Below are 21,935 nucleotides of genomic sequence, written 5' to 3'. Positions count from 1 at the left end.
GCGACCTTCAGCGGTTGTGGTGGGGTGTTACCAGGAAGACTTGGTGACGCCGGGCAGCTCGCCGCGGTGAGCCATCTCGCGCAGGCAGATCCGGCACAGGCCGAACTTGCGGTAGACGGCCTTGGGGCGGCCGCAGCGCTGGCAGCGGGTGTAGCCGCGCACCGCGAACTTGGGCTTGCGAGCGGCCTTGACCTTGAGCGCGGTCTTTGCCATGTCAGTTCTCCTTGAAGGGGAAGCCGAGCTGCTTGAGCAGCGCGCGGCCTTCCTCGTCGTTGGTGGCGGTGGTGACGATCGTGATGTCCATGCCCCGCGTGCGGTCGACCTTGTCCTGGTCGATCTCGTGGAACATGACCTGCTCGGTCAGGCCGAAGGTGTAGTTGCCGTTGCCGTCGAACTGCTTGGGCGACAGGCCGCGGAAGTCGCGGATGCGGGGCAGGGCCAGCGACAGGAGGCGGTCGAGGAACTCCCACATCCGGTCACCGCGCAGCGTGGTGTGCGCGCCGATCGGCATGCCCTCGCGAAGCTTGAACTGCGCGATGGACTTGCGGGCCTTGGTCACCAGCGGCTTCTGGCCGGTGATCGCGGTGAGGTCCTTGACCGCACCCTCGATCAGCTTGGAGTCACGAGCAGCCTCGCCGACGCCCATGTTGACCACGATCTTGGTCAGGCCGGGCACCTTCATGACGTTGGTGATCTCGAACTCGGACTGCAGGGCGGGGAGGATCTCCTCGCGGTAGCGGGTCTTGAGCCGGGGCATGACCTTCTCGGCGGGTGCTGCGGCCTCGGTGGCCTCAGTGGCTTCGGTGGTGTCGGTGCTCATCAGATTTCCTTGCCGGTCTTGCGCGAGATGCGGACGCTGCGCGTCGAGGGGTACGTCGAGCCGTCGGGACGGCGCTTGGTGACCTCGTCGCGGCGGAAACCGATCCGGGTCACGCCGTCGCCCTCGACGAGCATGACGTTGGAGACGTGGATCGGGGCCTCGGTGGTGATGATGCCGCCGGTGGTGCCCGCACGACCGCCCTGGTTGACGACCTTCGTGTGCTTCTTGATCCGGTTGACGCCCTCGACGATCACGCGCTGCTCCTCGCGGAGCACCTTGATGACCTTGCCCTCGGCGCCCTTGTCCTTGCCGGCGATGACCTTGACGGTGTCGCCCTTCTTGATGTTCACGGTGTTCTTGCCCTTAGTCATCAGAGCACCTCCGGCGCCAGCGAGATGATCTTCATGAACTTCTTCTCGCGCAGCTCGCGGCCCACGGGGCCGAAGATGCGGGTGCCTCGCGGCTCGCCGTCGCTCTTGAGGATCACGGCGGCGTTCTCGTCGAAGCGGATGTAGGAACCATCGGCACGCCGACGCTCCTTGACGGTGCGAACGATGACTGCCTTGACGACATCACCCTTCTTCACGTTGCCACCGGGGATCGCGTCCTTCACGGTGGCGACGATGACGTCGCCGATACCGGCGTAGCGTCGACCCGAGCCTCCGAGAACACGGATGCAAAGGATCTCCTTCGCACCGGTGTTGTCGGCGACCTTGAGTCGCGACTCCTGCTGGATCATCAGTCTCTCCTTGTCGAGCTGGTTCTCGCCGCCGCCGGGGCGACGAGCCTTGCCGAACGTTTGTAAGGGCGGGCCGGAGCCCGGGGGTTACTTGGCCTTCTCGAGGATCTGGACGACGCGCCAGCGCTTGGTGGCGGACAGCGGTCGCGTCTCCATGAGGAGCACGCGGTCGCCGATGCCGCACTCGTTGGCCTCGTCGTGCGCCTTCAGCTTGCTCGTGCGGCGCAGAACCTTGCCGTAGAGCGCGTGCTTGACGCGGTCCTCGACGGACACGACCACGGTCTTGTCCATCTTGTCGCTGACGACCAGGCCTTCACGCACCTTGCGGGCGTTGCGCTCAGCCGTCTCGCTGGTGGGCTGCTCGCTCATGCGCTCGCCTCTTCCTTCTCGGTGCCCGGGGTGGTCCGGATGCCGAGCTCGCGCTCACGCACCACGGTGTAGATCCGGGCGATGTCCTTCTTGACCGTGTTGAGCCGTCCGTGGCTCTCCAGCTGGCCGGTGGCCGCCTGGAAGCGGAGGTTGAACAGCTCCTCCTTGCACTCACGGAGCTTCGCCTCGAGGTCAACCTTGTTGAGCTCGTCGAGCTCGTGGGCCTTGATGCCAGAAGCCATCAGAATTCACCCGCCTCTCGCGAGATGAACCGGCACTTCATCGGGAGCTTGTGCATCGCGCGGCGCATGGCCTCGCGGGCAGTCGTCTCGTCGACGCCGGAAAGTTCGAACATGACACGGCCGGGCTTCACGTTGGCGATCCACCACTCCGGGGAGCCCTTACCGGAACCCATGCGGGTCTCGGCGGGCTTCTTGGTCAGCGGGCGGTCGGGGTAGATGTTGATCCACACCTTGCCGCCTCGCTTGATGTGGCGGGTCATGGCGATACGGGCCGACTCGATCTGTCGGTTGGTCACGTAGTGACCCTCGATCGCCTGGATCCCGAACTCGCCGAACGCGAGCTTGGTGCCGCCCTTGGCCGCACCCCTTCGGTTGGGGTGGTGCTGCTTGCGGTGCTTGACGCGACGGGGCATCAACATGGCTCAGGCCTCCGTTCCGGGAGTGGTGCTCTCGACGGGAGCGGCCGGAGCAGCTGCCTCGGCCGGGGCCGGAGCCTCGGTCGACGCGGGAGCGTCGCGGTCCGCGCGGGTCGGACGGGTGCCACGGCTGGGACGCTCGGCGCCACGGGTGGGCCGACCGCCGGCGCCACTGCCGCCACGACCGGGGACACCGGCGCGGGCAGCGGCCTGGGCCTGACGCTCGGCACGGGTGCCGGCGACCTCGCCCTTGTAGATCCAGACCTTGACGCCGATGCGACCGAAGGTGGTCTTGGCCTCGTAGAAGCCGTAGTCGATGTCGGCACGCAGCGTGTGCAGCGGGACGCGACCCTCGCGGTAGAACTCGGTGCGCGACATCTCGGCGCCGTTGAGGCGGCCGGAGCACTGGATCCGGATGCCCTTGGCACCCGAGCGCATCGAGGTCTGCATGGCCTTCTTCATGGCCCGGCGGAACTGGACGCGGCCGGAGAGCTGCTCGGCGACACCCTGGGCGACCAGCTGAGCGTCGACCTCGGGGTTCTTGACCTCGAGGATGTTCAGCTGGACCTGCTTGCCGGTGAGCTTCTCGAGCTCGCCACGGATGCGGTCGGCCTCGGCGCCACGGCGACCGATGACGATGCCCGGGCGCGCCGTGTGGATGTCCACGCGGACGCGGTCACGGGTGCGCTCGATCTCGACCTTGGAGATGCCGGCCCGCTCCATGCCCTTGGACAGGAGCCTGCGGATCGCGACGTCCTCGCCGACGTACGCCTTGTACAGCTTGTCGGCGTACCAGCGGGACTTGTGGTCCGTGGAGATGCCGAGGCGGAAGCCGTTCGGGTTGATTTTCTGGCCCATCAGGCACTCTTTCCGTTCTTCTGGGTCCGCTTCTTCTTGGCGGCCGCGACCACGTCGGCGGGCTGGACCGCCAAGGTGATGTGGCTGGTGCGCTTGAGGATGCGCGTCGCGCGGCCCTGGGCACGGGGGCGCCAGCGCTTCATCGTCGGACCTTCGTCGACGTGCGCGACAGACACGACCAGGTCGTGGGTGTCGAGGCCTTCGGTGGTCTCGGCGTTGGCGACGGCGCTCTCGAGCACCTTGTAGACCGTCTCGGAGGCAGCCTGCGGTGCGAACTGCAGCAGCGACAGCGCGTCGCCGACGGGCATGCCGCGGACCATGTCGACGACCCGTCGGGCCTTCATCGGGGTGATTCGCACGAAGCGGGCGCTCGCGAAGGCGCCCGGCTGGTCGCCGAGCAGCGACTCACGACGCGCACTGGTGCGATGGCGTTCGGTGGTGCTCATCGGCGGCGTCCCTTCCGGTCTTCCTTCACGTGTCCGCGGTAGGTGCGGGTGGGCGCGAACTCGCCCAGCTTGTGGCCGACCATCGCGTCAGTCACGAACACCGGGACGTGCTTGCGCCCGTCGTGCACGGCGATCGTGTGGCCGATCATGTCGGGAACGATCATCGACCGGCGAGACCAGGTCTTGATGACGTTGTGGCTGCCCTTGGCGTTCTCGGCGTCCACCTTCTTCTGAAGGTGGTCGTCGACGAAGGGGCCCTTCTTCAGGCTACGAGGCATGTCAGTTACTTCCTACCCTTGCCGGACTTGCGGCGACGAATGATCTGGGAGTCGCTGGCCTTGCGCTTGCGCGTACGGCCCTCGGGCTTGCCCCAGGGGGACACCGGGTGACGTCCACCCGAGGTCTTGCCCTCGCCACCACCGTGCGGGTGGTCGACCGGGTTCATGACGACACCTCGGACGGTCGGGCGCTTGCCCTTCCAGCGCATGCGGCCGGCCTTGCCCCAGTTGATGTTGGACTGCTCGGCGTTGCCGACCTCACCGACCGTGGCGCGGCAGCGCACGTCGACGAACCGCATCTCGCCCGAAGGCATACGGAGCGTGGCGCGGCTTCCCTCACGGGCGACGAGCTGGGCGCTGTTGCCCGCGGAGCGGGCGATCTTGGCACCGCCACCGGGACGAAGCTCCACACAGTGGATCGTCGTACCGACGGGGATGTTGCGCAGCGGCAGGTTGTTGCCGGGCTTGATGTCGGCCGCGACACCGGACTCCACGAGGGTGCCCTGCGTCAGGTCCTTCGGCGCGATGATGTAGCGCTTCTCGCCGTCGGCGTAGTGCAGCAGCGCGATCCGGGCGGTGCGGTTGGGGTCGTACTCGATGTGAGCGACCTTGGCCGGCACGCCGTCCTTGTCGTAGCGACGGAAGTCGATGATCCGGTAGGCGCGCTTGTGACCGCCACCCTGGTGCCGGGTGGTGATCCGGCCCTGGTTGTTGCGGCCGCCCTTCTTGGGAAGCGGACGGGTCAGCGACTTCTCGGGCGTGGTCCGAGTGACCTCGGCGAAGTCGGCGACGGACGAGCCGCGACGGCCCGGCGTGGTCGGCTTGTACTTGCGGATAGCCATATCAGTTCCTAGTCAGGGAGCCGGTCAGGAGACCGGTCCCCCGAAGATGTCGATGCGGTGGCCCTCGGCGAGGCTGACGATGGCGCGCTTGGTGTCCTTGCGCTTGCCAAGACCGTTGCGGGTACGGCGCGTCTTGCCGACACGGTTGATCGTGTTGACGGACGTGACCTTGACGCCGAAGACCTTCTCGACCGCGATCTTGATCTCGGTCTTGTTGGAGTCGGTGCGCACCAGGAACGTGTACTTGTTGGCGTCGAGGAGGCCGTAGCTCTTCTCCGACACCACGGGCGCGATCAGAACGTCGCGGTAGTCCTTGTGGAGCGTGCTCACTTGTCGCCCTCCTCGGCGGTCTCGGCACTCGCGCTGGCGCCGTTCACCAGGACGTCGTAGGCGCCCTTGGTGAAGACGACGTCGTCGGAGGCCAGCACGTCGTAGGTGTTGAGCTGGTCGACAGCCACGATGTGCACCTGCTTGGCGTTGCGCAGCGAGAGCCAGGTGACGGAGTCACTGCGCTCGAGCACGACCAGGAAGTGGTTGCGGGGCGAGAGCTCGAGCAGTGCCGCGAGAGCGGCCCTGGTCGAGGGTGCCTCGCCGGTGACCAGTGCGTCGACCACGTGGATGCGGTCGTTGCGGGCCCGGTCGCTGAGGGCTCCGCGCAGGGCGGCGGCCTTCATCTTCTTGGGCGTGCGCTGGTCGTAGTCACGCGGCTTGGGGCCGTGGACAACGCCACCGCCGGCGAACTGCGGTGCGCGGGTCGAGCCCTGGCGGGCGCGGCCGGTGCCCTTCTGCTTGTAGGGCTTGCGTCCACCACCGCGGACTTCACCGCGGCGCTTGGTGGAGTGGGTGCCCTGACGAGCAGCGGCCTGCTGCGCGACGACGACCTGGTGGATCAACGGGATGTTGACCGCAACGTCGAAGATGTCGGCGGGAAGGTCGACCTTGAGGGTCTTCGCCTTGGAGCCGGCAGCCTTCTTGGCCGGAGCCTTCTTGGCGGCAGACTTCTTGGCCGGAGCCTTCTTGGCAGCCTTGGTGTCGGTCTCGGTAGCCATCTGGTCAGACCTCCTGGCTCTTCTTCGCAGCCGAGCGCAGGACGATGAGCCCGCCCTTGGGGCCGGGAACGGCACCCTTGACGAGGATCAGGCCCTTCTCGGCGTCGACGGCGTGCACGGTGACGTTCTGGGTGGTGACGGTGTCGCTACCCATCCGGCCGGCCATGCGCGTGCCCTGGAAAACGCGGCCCGGCGTGGCGCAGGCGCCGATCGACCCGGGCTTGCGGTGGTTCTTGTGGGCACCGTGGGAGGCGCCGACGCCGTGGAAGCCGTGACGCTTCATGACACCGGCGAAGCCCTTGCCCTTGCTGGTGCCGGTCACGTCGATGACCTCACCGGCCTCGAACGTGTCGACCGGCAGCTCCTGGCCGACGGCGTAGGACGCGGCGTCGGAGGTGCGGATCTCGACCACGTGGCGGCGCGGGGTGGTGCCGGCCTTGGCGAAGTGACCCGCCTGCGGCTTGGTGATCTTGCGGCCCTCGATCTCGCCGAACCCGACCTGGATGGCGTTGTAGCCATCGGTCTCGGGGTGGCGGACCTGGGTGACCACGTTGGTGGCCGCCGCGATCACGGTGACGGGGACGATGCGGTTGTTCTCGTCCCAGAGCTGGGTCATGCCGAGCTTGGTGCCCAGCAGGCCCTTCACGTTCTTCTCAACAGTCATGGCTTGATTCCTCGACCTCAGAGCTTGATCTCGATGTCGACACCGGCCGGCAGGTCGAGACGCATCAGGGAGTCGACGGTCTTCGGCGTGGGGTCGATGATGTCGATCAGTCGTTTGTGGGTGCGCATCTCGAAGTGCTCGCGCGAGTCCTTGTACTTGTGCGGCGAGCGGATGACGCAGTAGACGTTCTTCTCGGTCGGCAGCGGCACGGGGCCGGCGACCTTCGCACCCGTACGGGTGACGGTGTCCACGATCTTGCGCGCCGAGGTGTCGATCACCTCGTGGTCATAGGCCTTGAGCCTGATGCGGATCTTCTGTCCCGCCATAGGTCTCTCTCGCTTCTTCTGGTCCACTACCTGTCCGGAACGTCCTCGGGTTTGAGTCGGTCCCGCCCTGCTGCTCACCACCCGCACCGCCCACCCCCGCGGTCGGGCGTGTCGCGAGATTTCCTCGCAACACAAGACCGGGTGGATCCTGGTTGTTGTGGCGCCTGACGGTTCGTCAGGCTGATCGGGTCTCCTGGTTCGGTGCGGCCAGAGGCCTGACTCCGAGGCAAAACACCGCACGCTGTGCGGGGAGACGCGATTCAGTAGTCAAGATATGCCGCACCCCGGCAACCCGCCGGAGCAACCGGACTATCTTGGCAGATCTCCCGCAGCACGCCAAATCGGACTAACCTCGCCGCATGAGCGACGAGAACACGTTCTACTTTACGGCGGGCGCGGCGCTCCGAGTAGTCGTCTGGGGGACCGGCAACATGGGCCGCGCCAGCATCCGCGCGGTCGACGCACACCCCCGGCTGACGCTCGCCGGGGTCGTGGTGGCCAACCCCGGCAAGGTGGGACGCGACGCCGGCGAGCTGGCCGACCTCGGGCGACCACTCGGCGTACTCGCGACCGATGACGTGGACACCGCCCTCGCCGGAGCGGACGCGGTGGCCTACATGGCCTCGGGAGACATCCGGCCGGACGCCGCCGCGGACGACGTCGCCCGGGCGCTGCGGGCGGGGGCGGCGGTCGTCACGCCCGCGATCTACGCCCTCTACGACCCGCGCAGCGCTCCCGCCGAGCTGCGCGACCCGCTGCTCGCGGCCGCGAAGGAAGGGGGCTCGGCGCTGTTCGTCAGCGGCATCGACCCGGGCTGGGGCAACGACCTGCTGCCGGTGCTGGTCAGCTCGCTGGCCGGCACCGTCGACCAGGTCCGCTGCCAGGAGATCTTCGACTACTCGACGTACGACGCGCCTGACTCGGTGCGCTTCCTGGTCGGCATGGGCGAGCCCATGGACTACGAGCCGCCGATGGTCGCCCCGGGCGTCCCGACGATGGTCTGGGGCGGGCAGGTGCGCCTGGTCGCACGCGCCCTCGGGGTGGAGCTCGACGAGATCCGCGAGACCCTCGAGCGCCGTCCTCTCGACGTCGACGTCACCAACGGGATGGGGCTCTTCGCCGCGGGCACCCAGGGAGCGCTGCGCTTCGAGGTGCAGGGCGTCGTGGACGGCGAGCCGCTGATCGTGGTCGAGCACGTCACCCGGATCACCCGCGACGTGGCGCCCGACTGGCCGCTGCCGGCCGACGGCGGCGACGGTGCGCACCGCGTGGTGATCGAGGGCCGCCCGCGGATCGAGGTCAACCTCGAGGCCACCGACGAGGGCGGCAACCGTGCCGCCGGCGGCAACGCCACCGCGGCCAACCGGCTGGTCAACGCGATCCCCTGGCTGCGCGCCGCCTCCCCCGGCCTCTACGACGGCCTCGACGTACCTCTCTCCCCCGCCACGGGCCGCCTCGGGCGGACCTCCACCAGCACCGCAGGAAAGGCACTCGCATGATCATCGACATCCCTGAGGGCAAGGACCCGATCCTCTACGTGTGGGGCGAGATGGTGCCCGGTATCGGCCCGGCCGCGTCGAAGTTCGCCATGAGCATCTACGAGGACGGGACGTTGGGGCTACGTGAGTTCGAGGCGGCGCGGCTGCGCATCGCCCAGATCAACGGCTGCCTCTTCTGCCAGGACTGGCGCACCGAGAAGGACGGCATCAAGGTCGAGGACAGCTTCCCCGACGCCGTGACCGGCTGGCGCACCACCGCCGACTTCGACGACCGGACCCGCCTGGCCGCGGAGTACGCCGAGCGCTACGCCGTCGACCACCACGGGCTCGACGACTCCTTCTGGACCCGGATGAAGGTGCACTACTCCGACACCGAGATCGTGGAGCTCTCCATGTGCCTGGGCTCGTGGATCGCCTTCGGGCGGCTCAACCGGGTACTCGGCCTCGACGCGGAGTGCGTGCTGCCGTCGCACGTCGGCGGCCGCTGAGCCGAGGTTTGGGACCACGCCCCACCTGACAGGATGAGCATGACGAAGGGGAGTCATGTCGGGGTACGAGTCCTATCCGCCGCCGGGAGCGCCGGCCGACGGTCCGGCGACCCCGCCTCCCCCGCAGTGGGCGCCCGGGTGGGGCCCGCCGCCGCCCCCGTCGTCGGCACCGCGCTCGGCATCTCCGGGGTGGAACCCACCGCCCGGCATGCTCGGCGCCGCGCACAAGCCCGGCGCCGTCCCGCTGCGGCCGCTCGGCCTGGGTGACATCTACGACGCGGCGTTCCGGACGATCCGCTTCAACCCCAAGGCCACCGTCGGTGCCGCCGTGCTCGTCGCCGCGGTCACGATGGCGGTCCCGGTGCTCGTCACCGCGCTGCTCACGCTCACCGTCGGCCTGACCCTCGACGAGACCGACAGCGCCCTGGGCAGCCAGGTCGGCTCGTGGAGCACCCTGACCAGCGTGGTGCTGCTCCAGGTCTCGCTGGTGTTCGTGACGGCGTTCGTGGCCCACGTGGTCTCGGAGGCCGCGGTCGGGCGTCGTACGACGCTCGGTGAGGCGTGGGCCGCCACCCGCGGCCGGCGGTGGCGCCTGGTCGGACTGGCCGTGCTCGTGCTGGTGGTCGTCGTGGTCGCGACGGTGGGCTACGTCCTGGCCTGGGTGCTGGTCGTCGTCGTGACCGACAGCGTCCTGGCGGCGGTCCTGTTCGGGGTCGTCTCGGTCCCCGCGTTCGTCGCCCTGATGCTGTGGGTCTGGATCCGGCTGCTCTACCTCCCCGCGCCCGCGCTGATGCTGGAGTCCGTGGGGGTCTTCGGTGCCATCCGCCGCAGCTACCGGCTCACGTCACGGGCCTTCTGGCGCACCCTCGGGATCGCCCTGCTGACGTTGGTGGTCACGGGCATCGCCGGGCAGATGCTCGCCTTCCCGTTCGGCATCATCGGCGGGGTCCTGTCGCTGGTCGTCGACGCGCAGTACGGGCCCCTGGTGCTGGTCCTCACGCAGGCACTCTCGACCGTCGTCTCGGCGGCGTTCGTCGCGCCGTTCACCTCGGCGGTCGCCTCTCTTCAGTACGTCGACCAGCGCATGCGCAAGGAGGCCTACGACGTCGAGCTGATGACGCGGGCCGGGATCATCGGCTCGTGAGGCTGGACCCGCCGCTCGACCCCTCGGGTGACGAGGCCCGCTCGCTGCTGCGGCGCGAGCTGCTGTCGCCCGAGTACCACGAGCAGAACCTGCTCGAGCGGCTGCGCAACTGGCTCGAGCGCCGGATCGACGGGGGTGTCAGCAGCGCCAGCGACGCCCCGGCCCTCCAGACGTTCGCCACGATGCTCGTGGTGCTGCTGCTCGTCGCCGGCCTGGTCTTCGTGGTCACGCGCGCCCGTCGCACCGCCCGCGCGGCGCAGGAGCGGCGCAGCGTCCTGACCGCCGAGGAGATCACCGCCGACCAGCTGCGGGCACGTGCCCTGGCCGCGCTCGCCGAGGGGCGCCACGAGGACGCGCTCGTCGACGCGTTCCGGGCCCTCGCCGTGCGCCAGGTCGAGCGCGGCCGGCTCGACGACACCCCGGGGGCCACCGCCCACGAGGTCGCCGCGGTCCTCGCGGCGGAGTACCCCCACCAGCGGTCGCGCGTCGACGACGGCGCCCGGCTCTTCGACGCCGTCCTCTACGGCGACCGGCCGGCCACCCGCGAGCAGGCCGCCGCCGTGCTGGCGCTCGACGACGAGCTGGCGGCCCTGCGATGACCACGCTGAGCGAGGCATGGCCGGCCGCCGAGCCGACCGCGGCCGCCCGCGGGGGCGGGCTCCGGCGCCACCGCAGCACGCTCGTCATCGTGCTCGGCCTGCTCGCCGCCGTCGCCGTGGTCGTGTGGTCGGCGGGCGGACCGCGCACCTACGAGCCCCTCGACCCGGCCAACCCCGACGCCGACGGCGCCCAGGCGGTCGCCCGGGTCCTGGACGACGAGGGGGTCGACCTCATCGTCGCCCGTGGCGCCGACGAGCTCGACCGGGCCGACATCGGCGCGGGTACGACGGTCGTGGTGACCTCCACCGGGTCCCTCGGCGCCAGCACGGTCGCGCGGCTGCTCGAGCAGGCCGGCGACGCGCGCCTCGTGCTCATCGAGCCGCCGCAGGCCGTCACCACGGAGGTCGGGCTCGACGGCTTCCCCTCGAGCGACCCGCTGGGCGGCGGGCGCGACGCGGCCTGTGACGACCCGACGTACGACGGGCTGGAGCTGGAGGTGGACGACGCCCTGTCCTACCCCGGCGGGTCCGGCTGCTTCACCAACGAGCTCGGGGAGTCCGTGCTCGTCGAGCGCGACGGCGTCGTCGTCTTCGGCGCGGGTGACGCCCTGACCAACGACCAGGTGCTGCGCGGCGACAACGCCGCCGTGGTGCTGCGGCTGCTCGGGCAGGACCAGCGCCTCGTCTGGTACGTCGCGCAGGTCGACGACCTCGTGGGCGACGACGGGGTCAGCCTCGGCTCGCTGCTGCCGGACTTCGTCGAGCCCGGCGTCTGGCTGCTCGGCATCAGCGTCGTCGGCGTGGCGCTGTGGCGGGGCCGCCGGCTCGGGCGGCTCTCCTCCGAGCCGCTGCCGGTCGTCGTGAAGGCGATCGAGACCACCCAGAGCCGAGGCCGGCTCTACCGCAAGGCCGGCGACCGGGCGCACGCCGCGGACGCCCTCCGCCGGGCCGCCCGGGCCGGCGCCGCCGACCGGCTGGGCCTCGGCAGCACCGCCGACGACCCCGCGCTGGTCCGCGACGTGGCCCGCCACGTCGGCCGGCCCGAGTCCGACGTCGACGCCCTAATCGGCCCCCACGCCCCACCCCCTGCGACCGACGCAGCCCTGATCGCTCTGGCCACCGACCTGGCCGAGCTCGACCGAGAGGTACGCCGCACATGACCGAGACCAGTCCCGACACGAGCAGCGGAGACCAGGCAGCGAGGGAGCGGCTGGCCGCCGTACGCGCCGAGGTGGCGAAGGCCGTCGTCGGCCAGGATGCCGCGGTCTCGGGCCTGCTGGTCGCCCTGCTGTGCGGCGGCCACGTCCTGATGGAGGGTGTGCCCGGGACCGCCAAGACGCTGCTCGTGCGGACCCTCGCGGCCGCGCTGTCGGTGGACACGCGGCGGGTGCAGTTCACTCCCGACCTGATGCCCGGTGACATCACCGGCTCGATGGTGATCGACAGCCACCAGGGCGAGCTGAGCTTCCGCGAGGGGCCGGTCTTCACGAACCTGCTGCTCGCCGACGAGATCAACCGGACGCCGCCCAAGACCCAGTCGGCGCTGCTCGAGGCCATGGAGGAGGGGCAGGTGTCGGTCGACGGCGTCTCGCGCGCCCTGCCGCGGCCGTTCCTGGTGGCGGCAACCCAGAACCCGGTGGAGTACGAAGGCACCTACCCGCTCCCGGAGGCGCAGCTGGACCGGTTCCTGATCAAGGTGGTGCTGCCGATCCCGCCCCGCGAGGCCGAGCTGGAGATCCTGCGCCGCCACGCCGACGGCTTCGACCCCCGTGACGTCGCCGGTGCGGGCGTCACGGCGGTGGCCGGGGCCGCCGACATCGCGGCCGGCCAGGCCGCCGTGAAGCGGGTGCAGGTCGCGCCCGAGGTGGTCGGCTACATCGTCGACATCGCCCGCGCCACCCGCGAGTCGCCCTCGCTAAGCCTCGGCGTGAGCCCGCGTGGTGCCACCGCGCTCCTCCGCTCCGCGCGGGCGTGGGCCTGGCTGGTCGGCCGCGACTTCGTGACCCCCGACGACGTGAAGTCGCTGGCCCACGCCACCCTCGTGCACCGGCTCGGGCTGCGACCCGAGGCCGAGCTCGAGGGGGTCGAGGTCGGGCAGGTGCTGGCCTCCGCGCTCGGCTCGGTGCCGGTCCCGCGATGAGCCGGGTCACGGCGGGCTGATGGCGATCTCGGGGCGGGTGCCCCTGCTCCTGCTGCTGGGCTTCGTGCCGCTCGTGCTCCGACCGAGCCTCGGCACCGTCTTCCTGTGGCTGCTCGCGGTCGCCGTCCTCACGGTGGCCGACTGGGCGCTCGCACCGCGGCCCGAGTCGCTGGGGCTGGCCCGGAGGCCGACCCCTGCCGTGCGCCTGGGCTACCCGGCCGAGACGGTGCTCGTCGCCACCAACCTGGTGCGTCGCCGGGTGCGGGCGCTGGTCCGCGACGCGTGGCAGCCGACCGCGGGCGCCAGTGACAACCGGCACCGCGTCAGCCTCGGTCCCGGTGACCGCACCGCGCTGCGCACTCCCCTGCTCCCGGTCCGCCGCGGCGACCTCCGGGCCACCGGAGTCACCCTGCGACTGCCCGGCCCGCTCGGCCTGGGTGCGCGCCAGCGCACTGTCGTCATCGATGGGTCGGTCCGCTCGCTGCCGCCGTTCGAGTCCCGCAAGCACCTGCCCTCCCGGCTGGCGCGGCTGCGCGACCTCGACGGCCGGTCGGCGGTGCGCGTGCGCGGCCAGGGCACGGAGTTCGACTCGCTGCGCGAGTACGTCCAGGGTGACGACGTACGGTCGATCGACTGGCGGGCCTCGGCCCGCAACCGCAACGTCGTGGTCCGCACCTGGCAGCCCGAGCGCGACCGGCGTGTGGTGCTGGTCCTCGACACCTCACGCACGTCGGCCGGCCGGGTCGAGGACGTGCCCCGGCTCGACTCGGCGATGGACGCCGCCCTGCTGCTCGCGGCGCTCGCCGCGCGCGCCGGCGACCGGATCGACTTCGTGGCCGGCGACCGGCGGGTCCGCGCGCGGGTGCGCTCCGCCGGCTCCCGCGACGTCGCCGCCCGGCTCCAGGACACGATGGCCGACCTCGAACCGGTCATCGCCGAGGCCGACTGGGACGCGCTGGTCGGCGCCGTGCAGGGCATGGGACGCCAGCGTGCGCTGGTCGTGCTGCTCACGCCGCTGGAGCCCTCCGCCATCGAGGAGGGCCTGCTGACCGTCCTCCCCGCCCTCACCCGTCACCATCGCGTGGTCCTGGCCTCGGTGCGCGATCCCGCGCTCGACCGGCTGGCGGCCGAGCGCGCCACGATCGACCAGGTCTACGACGCCGCCGCTGCCGAGCAGGTCCTCGCCCGCCGCCGTCGTACGGCGGACCTCCTGCGCACCCTCGGGGTCGACGTCATCGACGCCGACGCCGACCGCCTCCCCCCAGCGCTCGCCGACCACTACCTGCAGCTCAAGGCGAGCGGGCTGCTCTAGGGTCCGTTCTCAGGCGATGGCGTCGCGCGGGGGCTGCGGGATCTGGTGTCCGGCTTCCCCGCCGATGCGGCCACCGAAGGGCCGGCCGTGGTCGGCATGTTCGTCGCGAGCGAAGACGAGGCTGTGGCCGCCCACGTCGACGCGGGCCCCGGTACGCAGCATCTGCGACACGACCGCCGCACCGTGCACGCGGGTGACACCGGACACCGCGTCGACCATCCACTCGTCGCGCTCGTCGTGGCGCAGCCTGGCCTGCACCGGCGCCAGGCCCGGGAGCACGATCGAGCACCCGGGGTGAGAGCCGATGGTCATGCCGTCGTGGAGCCGGTGGACGAGGTGCTCGTCGTCGGGGCCCAGACGCTCCTGCACGAGCACGAGCCTCGGGTTGCCTCCGCGCGCGGGGTCGTGCGTCGTGGTGACGGGACGCCGCGGGCCGCGACGCATGGTGGGCACCAACGGGAGCAGTGTCCGCGGCGGGAGCAGGCGGGCGTCGGGAAGCACCGGCGTCGTGCCGCCCGCCCGGGCCCGGGCCGCCCAGGCCCGGCGCAGGCTGCCGAGGCGGATCCGGCGCGTGCCTGTCACGCGCCGCTGCCACCACGGGGCGGTGACGTCGCCGAGCGTGACGAGGTGCCTGCCGCCGTGCTCGACGCGGATCGCGATCCCCTGGCTCGACAGCGCCTCCGCGAACCGTCGGACCCCTGCCGCGTCGCCGGCACCGGCGAACGCACTGGGGTCGTCGACTTCCAGGGTCAGGCGGTTGCCGGCGCCCCGCAACCGCGTGCGCACCGTCGGTCTCCCCGGGCGCTCGAGGTCGAGGTCGAGCGCGGCGTGGACCACGGCCACGACGTCATCCCTCCTGGGGGGCGGTCGCGGCAACGTGCTCGGTGGTCGTCACGGTCAACGTGCCGTTGAGTTTCCAGGTCGCCCGGGGCGAGTCGCTGCCCGTGTCGCGCGGCACCTCAACCGCCATGTCCTCGAAGCTGTAGTGGATGGCTGCCTCACGTCCCGTGAGGAAGCTCCACATGCGTTGCCCGAGGTCGGTCCAGTCGACCACCTCGTCCTGCCCGGTGCTGAGTGCCATGACAATCTCCTTGTGTTCATCCCTTCCTCAACACCTTGTTGAGGTTTACAGTTACATCATGAACACCTTGTCAAGCCCTGCTCGTCCCACCCTCACCATCGGGGGCCTCGCCGAGGCCACCGGGGTCAGCACGGCGACCCTGCGGGTGTGGGAGCAGCGACACGGCTTCCCCACCCCCACCCGGCTCGACAGCGGCCACCGCCGCTACACCGAGGCCGACGTCGAGACCGTGCGCGACGTCGTACGCCGTCGCGACGCCGGCGTGCGCCTGGACGTCGCCATCCTCGAGGCCACCGCACGGGCCGAGCACACCCGCCCGCGCCCGGCGTCCGTCTATGCCGAGCTGCGACGGCGGCACCCCGGCCTCGACAGCTACCGGCTGAGCAAGTCGACGCTCCTGGCCCTGTCGTGGGCGATCGAGGACGAGTTCTGTGCCAAGGCCGACCGGCCCCACCTGTTCGGCAGCTTCCAGACCGAGTCTCGCTACGCCCCGGCCCGCGACCGCTGGACGGAGCTCGACCGCGTCGCGCGGTCGGCGTTCGTGCTCGCGGACTTCGACACCGTCTCGACCGGGCCGGGCCCGATCCTGGTGCCGCTGGCACCGGACGCCCCGATGTGTCGGGAGTGGGCGGTCGTGTGCGACGCCAACGACCTGCCCGTCGCGCTGACCGCGTGGGAGCTCCCCGGCCAGTCGGGTGTGCGCGACCAGGACCGGCTCTTCGAGTCGCTGTGGACCGTCGACCCTGCCGCGGTTCGCGACGCGTCGCGTATCTGCGCGCAGATCGCCGCCGACGCAGGTCTTGCCGAGGCGGGCCCGGTCCTCTACGACCTCGCCGACGACCCGAACGACGGCGTCACCGACCTGGCCTCGGTGACGTCGATGTTCAACCGCGTCGTTGCCTACGTCGACCGCTTCGGCGGTCGTTGACGTGACCGACCACGACGTGGTGGTCGTGGGAGCCGGCCTGGCCGGGCTCCACTGTGCTCGGACCCTCGCCGCCGCGGGCCTCGACGTACGCGTGCTCGAGGCCTCCGACGCCGTCGGTGGCCGGATCCGCACCGACGTGGTCGACGACTTCCTCGTCGACCGCGGCTTCCAGCTGCTCAACCCCGGCTATCCCGCCGTACGCCGCCTGGTGGACGTCGAAGCCTTGGGTCTGCAGCCGTTCGAGGCTGGGGTCGCCGCCCGTCTCGACGACGGACTGCAGGTGATGGCTCACCCTCTGCACGCCCCCCGGTTGGCCCCCACGACGCTGCGCGCGGCCGCCACGCGTCCGCGCGAGGTCGCGGCCGTGGTCCGCTGGCTGCTGCCGCTGGCGCAGGCGTCGGTGGGCCGCGGACGCCTGGCGACACGGCTGCCCGACCGGGTCGACGGGACCCTAGGCGAGGCGCTGGACCGCGCCGGTGTCGACGGCACGATCGGGACGGTGGTGCGGCGCTTCCTCGCCGGCGTGCTGCTGGAGGACGACCAGTCGACGTCGGCGGCCTACGCGCTGCTCCTCGTTCGCGCGTTCGCCGCCGGCACGCCGGGGTTGCCGGCCGCCGGCATGCAGGCCCTCCCGGAGCAGCTCGCCGAGTCGCTCCACGGCCGGGTGAGCCTGCTCAGTCCGGTCGAGACCATCGGCGGGGAGGACGGCCGGCACGTGCTGTGGGTCGCGGGTCGGCGGGTGACCTGCCGCCGTCTCGTGGTCGCGACCGGCGCGCGGGAGGCTGCCCGACTCACCGGCGGTCCCGGCAGAGAGCTCAAGGGTGTCGTGACCCAGTGGTTCGCCGCAGACGAGGCTCCCAGCGGCCGGGCACTCCTCCACGTGGACGGGCGCAGGCGGGCCACCGGGCCGGTGCTCAACACCGCGGTGGTGTCCGCCGCTGCGCCGTCGTACGCGCCGGGCGGCCAGCACCTGGTCCAGGTCTCGGCACTGCTCGGACCCGGTCGCCCGGTGCCCACCGAGCGCGAGCTGTCGCGCCACGCCGGCGAGCTCTTCGGCGCCTCGCCCCACCGCTGGCGCTCGCTCGCTCGCTACGAGGTCCCCGACGCGCTCCCGGTCCAGCTGCAGCCGTTCACGGAGAGACGGCGCATCGTGGTCGAGAGTGGCGTCGTGCTGTGCGGCGACCACCGCGACACGGCGTCCATCCAGGGGGCGCTGGTCAGCGGCGGTCGCGCCGCCCGGGCCGTCCTTCGCTCGCGGCTCCTCACAGGCTCGGGCGCGTGACCTCCGGCCCGGCGTTGGCGATGGTGGTGGCGGCCGCGCTCCACGCGGGCTTCCAGCTCACGGTCACGCTCCTCGTCTACCCCGTGCTGGTCAGCGCACCGACCGCGGCGTGGGACGACGCCCACGCGCGGCACAGCCGCCTGGTCGTCCCGCTGGTCCTGCTGTCCTACGGCGGCCTCGTCGGGGCCGGCACGTGGCTGCTCGCCGTCGACCGCGCCCCCGCCGCTCTGGCCGCGGTGGCGCCGGCCGCGGCCTGCGTGCTCGTCACGGCGCTCGGCGCCGCACCGATCCACGGACGCCTCCGGCGCCCCGACCCACGTCTTCTCCGCCGGCTGCTGGTCGTCGACCGGGTGCGCGCGGGTGCCGCCGTGCTCTCGGTCGCAGCTGCCGTCATGGCGGCCACCGGCTGAGCCCGGGCGGGAGGCGTCACGCCTGGGTGGCGACCCGGTCCTCCAGCAGTGTGGCGTCGAGGTCACCGGTGAATCCTCGGTGGACGGCGTTGCGGCCGAGCACGAAGACGTAGGCGAAGAACGTGAGCTCGGCCAGGATCCCGATGCCGACGCGGGCAGCGGTGGGCAGGCCCGACGGGGTCACGAAGGCCTCGATCACGCCGCTGACGGCCAGCACGACGACCAGGCCGAGCGAGACCGTGGCCGCGGTGCGGCCCTCACGGGCGATCGACTGGGTGCGGGTGAGGCCGCGCGGCTCGATCCACGACCAGAAGAGCCGCAGCCCGACGCCGCCGGCCACGAACACGGCCGTGAGCTCGAGCAGGCCGTGCGGGAGGATCAGCCCCCAGAACAGCTCCCCCCGGTCGTGCCGCATCATGACCGAGCCGATGACCGCCAGGTTGAGGATGTTCTGGAACAGCAGGGTCACCACCGGGAACCCCAGGATCCCCAGCGCGATGCAGAGGGCGGCCACCCAGGCGTTGTTGACCCACACCTGGGCGGCGAAGTGGCTGGCGGCGTACTCGCTGTAGTAGCCCTCGAAGTCCTCGTTGACCAGCTGGTCGACCTCGGAGGGCGAGAGCAGTGACTGCTCCACCTGCGGGTTGTCCAGCAGCCACCACATCATCACAGCGGTCACCACGACGTTGGCGGCGAAGCAGCCCAGCCACCACCAGCGAAGCCGGTAGAGCGCGGCCGGGAACCGCTCCACGAAGAACGACTGCACGCCGCGCCACGACCCCACCCGGGTGCCGACCGCTCGGTTGCGGGAGCGCGCGAGCAGCGACGAGAGGTGGGCGACGAGCGAGGCGTCCGGCGCCGAGGTGCGTACGACGGACAGGTGGGTGGCAACCTGCTGGTACCGCTCGACCAGCTCGTCGCTCTCCGCCCCGCTGAGCCGGCGGCTGCGGACCAGCTGGTCCAGGCGCTGCCACTCGTGGGCGTGCGCGAGCACGTAGGCGTCGAGGTCCACGCGCACACTCTAGGTTGGGCCTGTGGAGGTCGGCGCCGTGGACGAGCTGGTGGAGCTGCCCGACGGGCGCCGCGCCCAGGTGTGGCTGGGCGGCGCCGCGCGGGGCCCGCTCGTGGTCTTCGCCCATGGCTGTCCTGACACACGGCACGCCGCGATGACCGGCCACCAGGCGGCGGTCGAGGCCGGCGTGAGACTGCTCGCCGTCAACCGCCCCGGCTACGGCCGCTCCGACCCCGACGAGACCAGCCAGAGCAGCGTCGCCGACGACCTGGTCGCCGTGACCGACCTGCTCGGCGTGGAGCGGTTCGGGCTGCTCGGCATGTCCGTCGGCGGCTCCTACGCCGTCACCTGCGCCGCCCGGCACCCCCGACCGGGTCGCGGTGCTGGGGCTGGTGGCGACGCAGTGGCGCATCGGCACCGGCCAGGGGACGGTCGCGGAGGCGATCGAGGCGGCGCGTCCCGTGTTCGAGCGCTGGGTCGCGGGCATGGCGCCCGACGACCCCGACGACCGTGCCCTGGCCACCAGGTGGCGCGAGAGCCTGCCCGCCCCCGACGCGGCCCTCCTGGCGGCGGTGAGTGACCACGAGCTCGCGGCGTCGGCCCGGGAGGCGCTGAGCAACCACGAGGGCTACCTGCGCGACGCGGCGCTCGTCTTCCGGCCCTGGGACCACGACCCGGAGGAGGTCGGCGCTCCGACGTACCTCTGGTTCGGTGAGCTCGACGAGGCCTCCCCTCCGGCCGAGGGCCGGGCCCTGGGCGCCCGGATCCCGGGGGCGACCGTCACGGTGCGGCCGGCCACCACCCACCTGGCCACCCTCCTGGCGCACAGGCCGGACATCCTGAGGACCCTGCGCCCCCACCTAGGATGAGACGCGATGGCCCACGAGTTCGCGACCCTCACCACCGATGACCTGGTCACCGGCGAGGCGGTCGCGCTCGACCTGCCGCCGGCCAGCCTGGGCGCCCGCATCGCGTCCGGCCTGATCGACCTGGTCGTGACCGTGATGGCGCTGATGGCGGTGGTGATGCTCTACCTCGTCGCCGCGCTCCAGACCGACGCGGCCCTGGCCCACGTCGCCCTCGTCGGGTCGCTGATCACGGTCTTCCTCGTCTTCCCGACCACGATGGAGACGCTGACCCGCGGCCGGTCGCTCGGCAAGCTCGCGCTCGGCCTGCGCACGGTGCGCGACGACGCCGGCCCGATCACGTTCCAGCACGCCTTCGTGCGGTCGCTGATCGGCGTCGTCGAGATCTACGCGTTCAGCGGCGTCCCGGCCTTCTTCTCGGCGCTGGTCAGCAGCCGCGGCAAACGGCTCGGCGACTACGCCGCCGGCACGTACGTCGTACGCGACCGGGTCAAGCTCCAGCTCACCGTCCCCTCACAGATGCCGCCCCACCTGGCGGCCTGGGCGCGTGGGGCCGACATCACCAGCCTGCCGACCGGGCTCGCGCTGGCGGTCCGCCAGTTCCTGGGGCGCTTCCACACCTTCGACCCGCAGTCCCGCACGACCATCGGCGGCCGGCTGGCCGACGAGGTACGCCGCTACGTCGCCCCCGCGCCACCGCCGGGCACGAGCGCCGAGGACTTCCTGGCCGCGGTCGTCGCCTCACGTCGCGAGCGCGACCAGGCGCGACTGCGTCGGGAGTCCGAGCTCAGGCAGCGGCTGACGAACCGGCGTTGAGCGGCGCTCGAGCCAGTCGCGGGATCATCAGGCACAGCACGGCCGCTCCCAGGCACAGCCCGCCCGCCGTCAGCCAGGCCGCCTGGTAGTCGCCCTCGACCTGCCGGACCCAGCCCGCGAAGCTCGCAGCCACCCCGGCGCCCACCATGTGCGCGGCGAACACCCAGCCGAAGACGACACCCGCCCGCTCGACGCCGAAGTGCTCCCGGCACAGGGCCACCGTGGGTGGCACCGTCGCCACCCAGTCGAGGCCGTAGAAGACGATGAACACGAACAGGCTGGGGTGGACCGTCGCGGCGAGCAGCCACGGGACGGTCAGCAGCGACAGGCCGCGCAGCAGGTAGTAGGCGAAGAGCAGGTAGCGGCTGTCGACGCGGTCGGTCAGCCACCCACTGGCGATGGTCCCGACGATGTCGAAGATCCCGATCAGGGCCAGCAGCGAGGCGCTGGTCGTCTGCGGCATGCCGTGGTCGTGAGCGGCCGGGATGAAGTGGGTGCCGATCAGCCCGTTGGTCGACCACCCGCAGATCCAGAACGTCACGAACAGGATCCAGAACGTCCGCGAGCGCGAGCTCTCCCTCAGGGTGCGCACGGCCAGCCGGGCCGCCGGCTCGGGTCGTCCGGTGGCGGCCGGGGGCAGCGCGGCCGGGTCGGGCTCGACGACCGGCACCGCGCCGTAGGCGGTCGTGCCGACATCTGCGGGGTGGTCGCGCATCAGCAGGAGCACCAGCGGCACCAGCACGAGCGCGAACACCGCGACCAGTCCGGCGGCCCAGCGCCACCCCGGCCCGTCGGCCAGGTGGGCGATCGCCGGGAGGAAGACCAGCTGCCCGGTAGAGCTGGCGGCCGAGAACACCCCGATCACCACACCGCGGTGTCGCACGAACCAGCGGTTGGCCACGATCGCCCCGAAGACCAGGGCCAGCGAGCCCGTCCCCACGCCGACGGCGAACCCCCAGAGCAGCCACAGCTGCCACGACTCGGTCATCACCAGCGTCAGGCCGCTGCCCGCCGACACCAGGGTGAGCGACGCGGCGACGACTCGGCGTACGCCGAAACGCTCCATGAGCGCGGCCGCGAACGGCGCAGTGAGGCCGTAGATGACCAGGTTGAGGCTGACCGCGCCACTGGTGGTGGCGCGGGACCAGCCGAAGTCCTGCTCGATCGGCTCCAGCAGCGCGCCGGTCGAGGAACGGAAGCCGGCGGCCGCGATCAGGGCTCCCATGGTGATCGCCGCGACCAGCCAGGCACGGTGGATGACGCGTCGTCCGGCCGCGTTGTCGACGGGCGTTGTCACCGCGCCAGGGTA

General features: G+C 71.5%; 31 protein-coding genes and 1 pseudogene. 13 read left to right on the top strand and 19 right to left on the bottom strand.

Annotated features, from left to right (window positions below):
- Positions 1-27: 27 nt before the first annotated feature.
- From BLR90_RS13400 to rpsJ, 15 genes are all read right to left on the bottom strand, one after another.
- Positions 28-213, bottom strand: coding sequence for a type Z 30S ribosomal protein S14 (locus tag BLR90_RS13400; protein WP_011757321.1), 186 nt, complete (start codon positions 211-213; stop codon positions 28-30).
- Position 214: 1 nt separating this feature from the next.
- A complete protein-coding gene (rplE, locus tag BLR90_RS13395) occupies positions 215-757 on the bottom strand; it encodes a 50S ribosomal protein L5 (RefSeq protein WP_091025879.1) in 543 nt (180 codons plus the stop codon).
- A gap of 62 nt (positions 758-819) precedes the next feature.
- Positions 820-1,191, bottom strand: coding sequence for a 50S ribosomal protein L24 (gene rplX, locus BLR90_RS13390; RefSeq protein WP_091025723.1), 372 nt, complete (start codon positions 1,189-1,191; stop codon positions 820-822).
- Positions 1,191-1,559 carry a 50S ribosomal protein L14 gene (rplN, locus tag BLR90_RS13385; protein ID WP_091025722.1) on the bottom strand — a complete coding sequence of 123 codons (369 nt, stop codon included), beginning with the start codon at positions 1,557-1,559 and terminating at the stop codon, positions 1,191-1,193. The genes rplX and rplN overlap by 1 nt, the downstream gene beginning before the upstream one ends.
- Before the next feature lie 87 nt (positions 1,560-1,646).
- Positions 1,647-1,928 (bottom strand): 30S ribosomal protein S17, encoded by a 282-nt coding sequence (rpsQ, locus tag BLR90_RS13380; protein WP_091025721.1) that lies wholly within the window; start codon positions 1,926-1,928, stop codon positions 1,647-1,649.
- Positions 1,925-2,170: a 50S ribosomal protein L29 gene (rpmC, locus tag BLR90_RS13375; protein WP_091025720.1), complete on the bottom strand. Its 246-nt coding sequence runs from the start codon at positions 2,168-2,170 to the stop codon at positions 1,925-1,927. Before rpmC ends, rpsQ begins: the two co-directional genes overlap by 4 nt.
- Positions 2,170-2,589, bottom strand: coding sequence for a 50S ribosomal protein L16 (rplP, locus tag BLR90_RS13370; protein WP_091025719.1), 420 nt, complete (start codon positions 2,587-2,589; stop codon positions 2,170-2,172). The genes rpmC and rplP overlap by 1 nt, the downstream gene beginning before the upstream one ends.
- A gap of 3 nt (positions 2,590-2,592) precedes the next feature.
- A complete protein-coding gene (rpsC, locus tag BLR90_RS13365) occupies positions 2,593-3,444 on the bottom strand; it encodes a 30S ribosomal protein S3 (RefSeq protein ID WP_091025718.1) in 852 nt (283 codons plus the stop codon).
- The gene (gene rplV / locus BLR90_RS13360) at positions 3,444-3,890 is read right to left on the bottom strand and encodes a 50S ribosomal protein L22 (protein ID WP_091025717.1); all 447 of its coding nucleotides are present in this window, start codon (positions 3,888-3,890) and stop codon (positions 3,444-3,446) included. The genes rpsC and rplV overlap by 1 nt, the downstream gene beginning before the upstream one ends.
- Positions 3,887-4,168, bottom strand: a complete 282-nt coding sequence (rpsS, locus tag BLR90_RS13355; RefSeq protein ID WP_091025716.1) for a 30S ribosomal protein S19 — start codon at positions 4,166-4,168, stop codon at positions 3,887-3,889. Before rpsS ends, rplV begins: the two co-directional genes overlap by 4 nt.
- Before the next feature lie 5 nt (positions 4,169-4,173).
- Positions 4,174-5,010 carry a 50S ribosomal protein L2 gene (gene rplB / locus BLR90_RS13350; RefSeq protein WP_091025715.1) on the bottom strand — a complete coding sequence of 279 codons (837 nt, stop codon included), beginning with the start codon at positions 5,008-5,010 and terminating at the stop codon, positions 4,174-4,176.
- 24 nt (positions 5,011-5,034) lie between these two features.
- Positions 5,035-5,340 carry a 50S ribosomal protein L23 gene (gene rplW / locus BLR90_RS13345; RefSeq protein ID WP_091025714.1) on the bottom strand — a complete coding sequence of 102 codons (306 nt, stop codon included), beginning with the start codon at positions 5,338-5,340 and terminating at the stop codon, positions 5,035-5,037.
- Entirely contained in the window at positions 5,337-6,059 is a 723-nt protein-coding gene (gene rplD, locus BLR90_RS13340; protein ID WP_091025713.1) for a 50S ribosomal protein L4, read from the bottom strand. Before rplD ends, rplW begins: the two co-directional genes overlap by 4 nt.
- Positions 6,060-6,063: 4 nt before the next feature.
- A complete protein-coding gene (gene rplC / locus BLR90_RS13335) occupies positions 6,064-6,723 on the bottom strand; it encodes a 50S ribosomal protein L3 (protein WP_091025712.1) in 660 nt (219 codons plus the stop codon).
- Positions 6,724-6,740: 17 nt separating this feature from the next.
- Positions 6,741-7,049, bottom strand: a complete 309-nt coding sequence (gene rpsJ / locus BLR90_RS13330; protein ID WP_008360994.1) for a 30S ribosomal protein S10 — start codon at positions 7,047-7,049, stop codon at positions 6,741-6,743.
- Positions 7,050-7,408: 359 nt separating this feature from the next.
- Between rpsJ and BLR90_RS13325 the strand changes: the two genes are divergently transcribed.
- From BLR90_RS13325 to BLR90_RS13295, 7 genes are read left to right on the top strand one after another with little or no spacing between them, the layout of a single operon-like run.
- Positions 7,409-8,548: an NAD(P)H-dependent amine dehydrogenase family protein gene (locus BLR90_RS13325; RefSeq protein WP_091025711.1), complete on the top strand. Its 1,140-nt coding sequence runs from the start codon at positions 7,409-7,411 to the stop codon at positions 8,546-8,548.
- Positions 8,545-9,036 carry a carboxymuconolactone decarboxylase family protein gene (locus tag BLR90_RS13320; protein WP_091025710.1) on the top strand — a complete coding sequence of 164 codons (492 nt, stop codon included), beginning with the start codon at positions 8,545-8,547 and terminating at the stop codon, positions 9,034-9,036. Before BLR90_RS13325 ends, BLR90_RS13320 begins: the two co-directional genes overlap by 4 nt.
- 55 nt (positions 9,037-9,091) lie before the next feature.
- Entirely contained in the window at positions 9,092-10,180 is a 1,089-nt protein-coding gene (locus tag BLR90_RS13315; protein ID WP_143016214.1) for a hypothetical protein, read from the top strand.
- Positions 10,177-10,779 (top strand): DUF4129 domain-containing protein, encoded by a 603-nt coding sequence (locus tag BLR90_RS13310; RefSeq protein ID WP_091025708.1) that lies wholly within the window; start codon positions 10,177-10,179, stop codon positions 10,777-10,779. Before BLR90_RS13315 ends, BLR90_RS13310 begins: the two co-directional genes overlap by 4 nt.
- The gene (locus tag BLR90_RS13305; RefSeq protein WP_091025707.1) at positions 10,776-11,939 is read left to right on the top strand and encodes a DUF4350 domain-containing protein; all 1,164 of its coding nucleotides are present in this window, start codon (positions 10,776-10,778) and stop codon (positions 11,937-11,939) included. Before BLR90_RS13310 ends, BLR90_RS13305 begins: the two co-directional genes overlap by 4 nt.
- Positions 11,936-12,919 (top strand): AAA family ATPase, encoded by a 984-nt coding sequence (locus BLR90_RS13300; protein ID WP_091025706.1) that lies wholly within the window; start codon positions 11,936-11,938, stop codon positions 12,917-12,919. The genes BLR90_RS13305 and BLR90_RS13300 overlap by 4 nt, the downstream gene beginning before the upstream one ends.
- 19 nt (positions 12,920-12,938) lie before the next feature.
- On the top strand, positions 12,939-14,231 hold the full coding sequence (locus BLR90_RS13295; protein WP_091025705.1) for a DUF58 domain-containing protein: 1,293 nt from the start codon (positions 12,939-12,941) through the stop codon (positions 14,229-14,231).
- 9 nt (positions 14,232-14,240) lie between these two features.
- On the opposite strand, the gene BLR90_RS13290 is transcribed toward BLR90_RS13295, so the two are convergent.
- Together BLR90_RS13290 and BLR90_RS13285 are read right to left on the bottom strand one after the other, a co-directional pair.
- Positions 14,241-15,074, bottom strand: a complete 834-nt coding sequence (locus BLR90_RS13290) for an FHA domain-containing protein (RefSeq protein WP_091025704.1) — start codon at positions 15,072-15,074, stop codon at positions 14,241-14,243.
- 4 nt (positions 15,075-15,078) lie between these two features.
- The gene (locus tag BLR90_RS13285) at positions 15,079-15,312 is read right to left on the bottom strand and encodes a hypothetical protein (RefSeq protein WP_091025878.1); all 234 of its coding nucleotides are present in this window, start codon (positions 15,310-15,312) and stop codon (positions 15,079-15,081) included.
- Positions 15,313-15,370: 58 nt separating this feature from the next.
- Between BLR90_RS13285 and BLR90_RS13280 the strand changes: the two genes are divergently transcribed.
- From BLR90_RS13280 to BLR90_RS13270, 3 genes are read left to right on the top strand one after another with little or no spacing between them, the layout of a single operon-like run.
- Positions 15,371-16,240 (top strand): DICT sensory domain-containing protein, encoded by an 870-nt coding sequence (locus BLR90_RS13280; RefSeq protein ID WP_170254395.1) that lies wholly within the window; start codon positions 15,371-15,373, stop codon positions 16,238-16,240.
- A gap of 1 nt (position 16,241) precedes the next feature.
- Positions 16,242-17,522: a flavin monoamine oxidase family protein gene (locus tag BLR90_RS13275; protein ID WP_091025702.1), complete on the top strand. Its 1,281-nt coding sequence runs from the start codon at positions 16,242-16,244 to the stop codon at positions 17,520-17,522.
- Entirely contained in the window at positions 17,519-17,932 is a 414-nt protein-coding gene (locus BLR90_RS13270; RefSeq protein ID WP_091025701.1) for a hypothetical protein, read from the top strand. Before BLR90_RS13275 ends, BLR90_RS13270 begins: the two co-directional genes overlap by 4 nt.
- 16 nt (positions 17,933-17,948) lie before the next feature.
- Here BLR90_RS13270 and BLR90_RS13265 read toward each other — a convergent pair whose 3' ends face one another.
- Positions 17,949-18,944, bottom strand: a complete 996-nt coding sequence (locus tag BLR90_RS13265) for a stage II sporulation protein M (RefSeq protein WP_091025700.1) — start codon at positions 18,942-18,944, stop codon at positions 17,949-17,951.
- A 22-nt stretch (positions 18,945-18,966) separates the two neighbouring features.
- Between BLR90_RS13265 and BLR90_RS21770 the strand changes: the two are divergent.
- From BLR90_RS21770 to BLR90_RS13250, 3 genes and pseudogenes are all read left to right on the top strand, one after another.
- Positions 18,967-19,302 (top strand): annotated as a pseudogene (locus BLR90_RS21770) (alpha/beta fold hydrolase); the annotation flags it as partial.
- 22 nt (positions 19,303-19,324) lie between these two features.
- Positions 19,325-19,813 carry an alpha/beta fold hydrolase gene (locus BLR90_RS21495; RefSeq protein WP_245715312.1) on the top strand — a complete coding sequence of 163 codons (489 nt, stop codon included), beginning with the start codon at positions 19,325-19,327 and terminating at the stop codon, positions 19,811-19,813.
- A 6-nt stretch (positions 19,814-19,819) separates the two neighbouring features.
- A complete protein-coding gene (locus BLR90_RS13250; protein ID WP_091025697.1) occupies positions 19,820-20,626 on the top strand; it encodes an RDD family protein in 807 nt (268 codons plus the stop codon).
- On the opposite strand, the gene BLR90_RS13245 is transcribed toward BLR90_RS13250, so the two are convergent.
- Positions 20,598-21,923: an MFS transporter gene (locus tag BLR90_RS13245; RefSeq protein ID WP_245715311.1), complete on the bottom strand. Its 1,326-nt coding sequence runs from the start codon at positions 21,921-21,923 to the stop codon at positions 20,598-20,600. The two genes, BLR90_RS13250 and BLR90_RS13245, sit on opposite strands and share 29 nt — an antisense overlap.
- Between the last annotated feature and the right edge of the window lie 12 nt (positions 21,924-21,935).

Origin of the sequence: Nocardioides szechwanensis, assembly GCF_900103935.1 — a bacterium.
Taxonomy (GTDB): Bacteria; Actinomycetota; Actinomycetes; order Propionibacteriales; family Nocardioidaceae; genus Nocardioides; species Nocardioides szechwanensis.
Note: the sequence above shows the minus strand (reverse complement) of the source record. Positions and strands in the feature narration are given on the sequence as shown.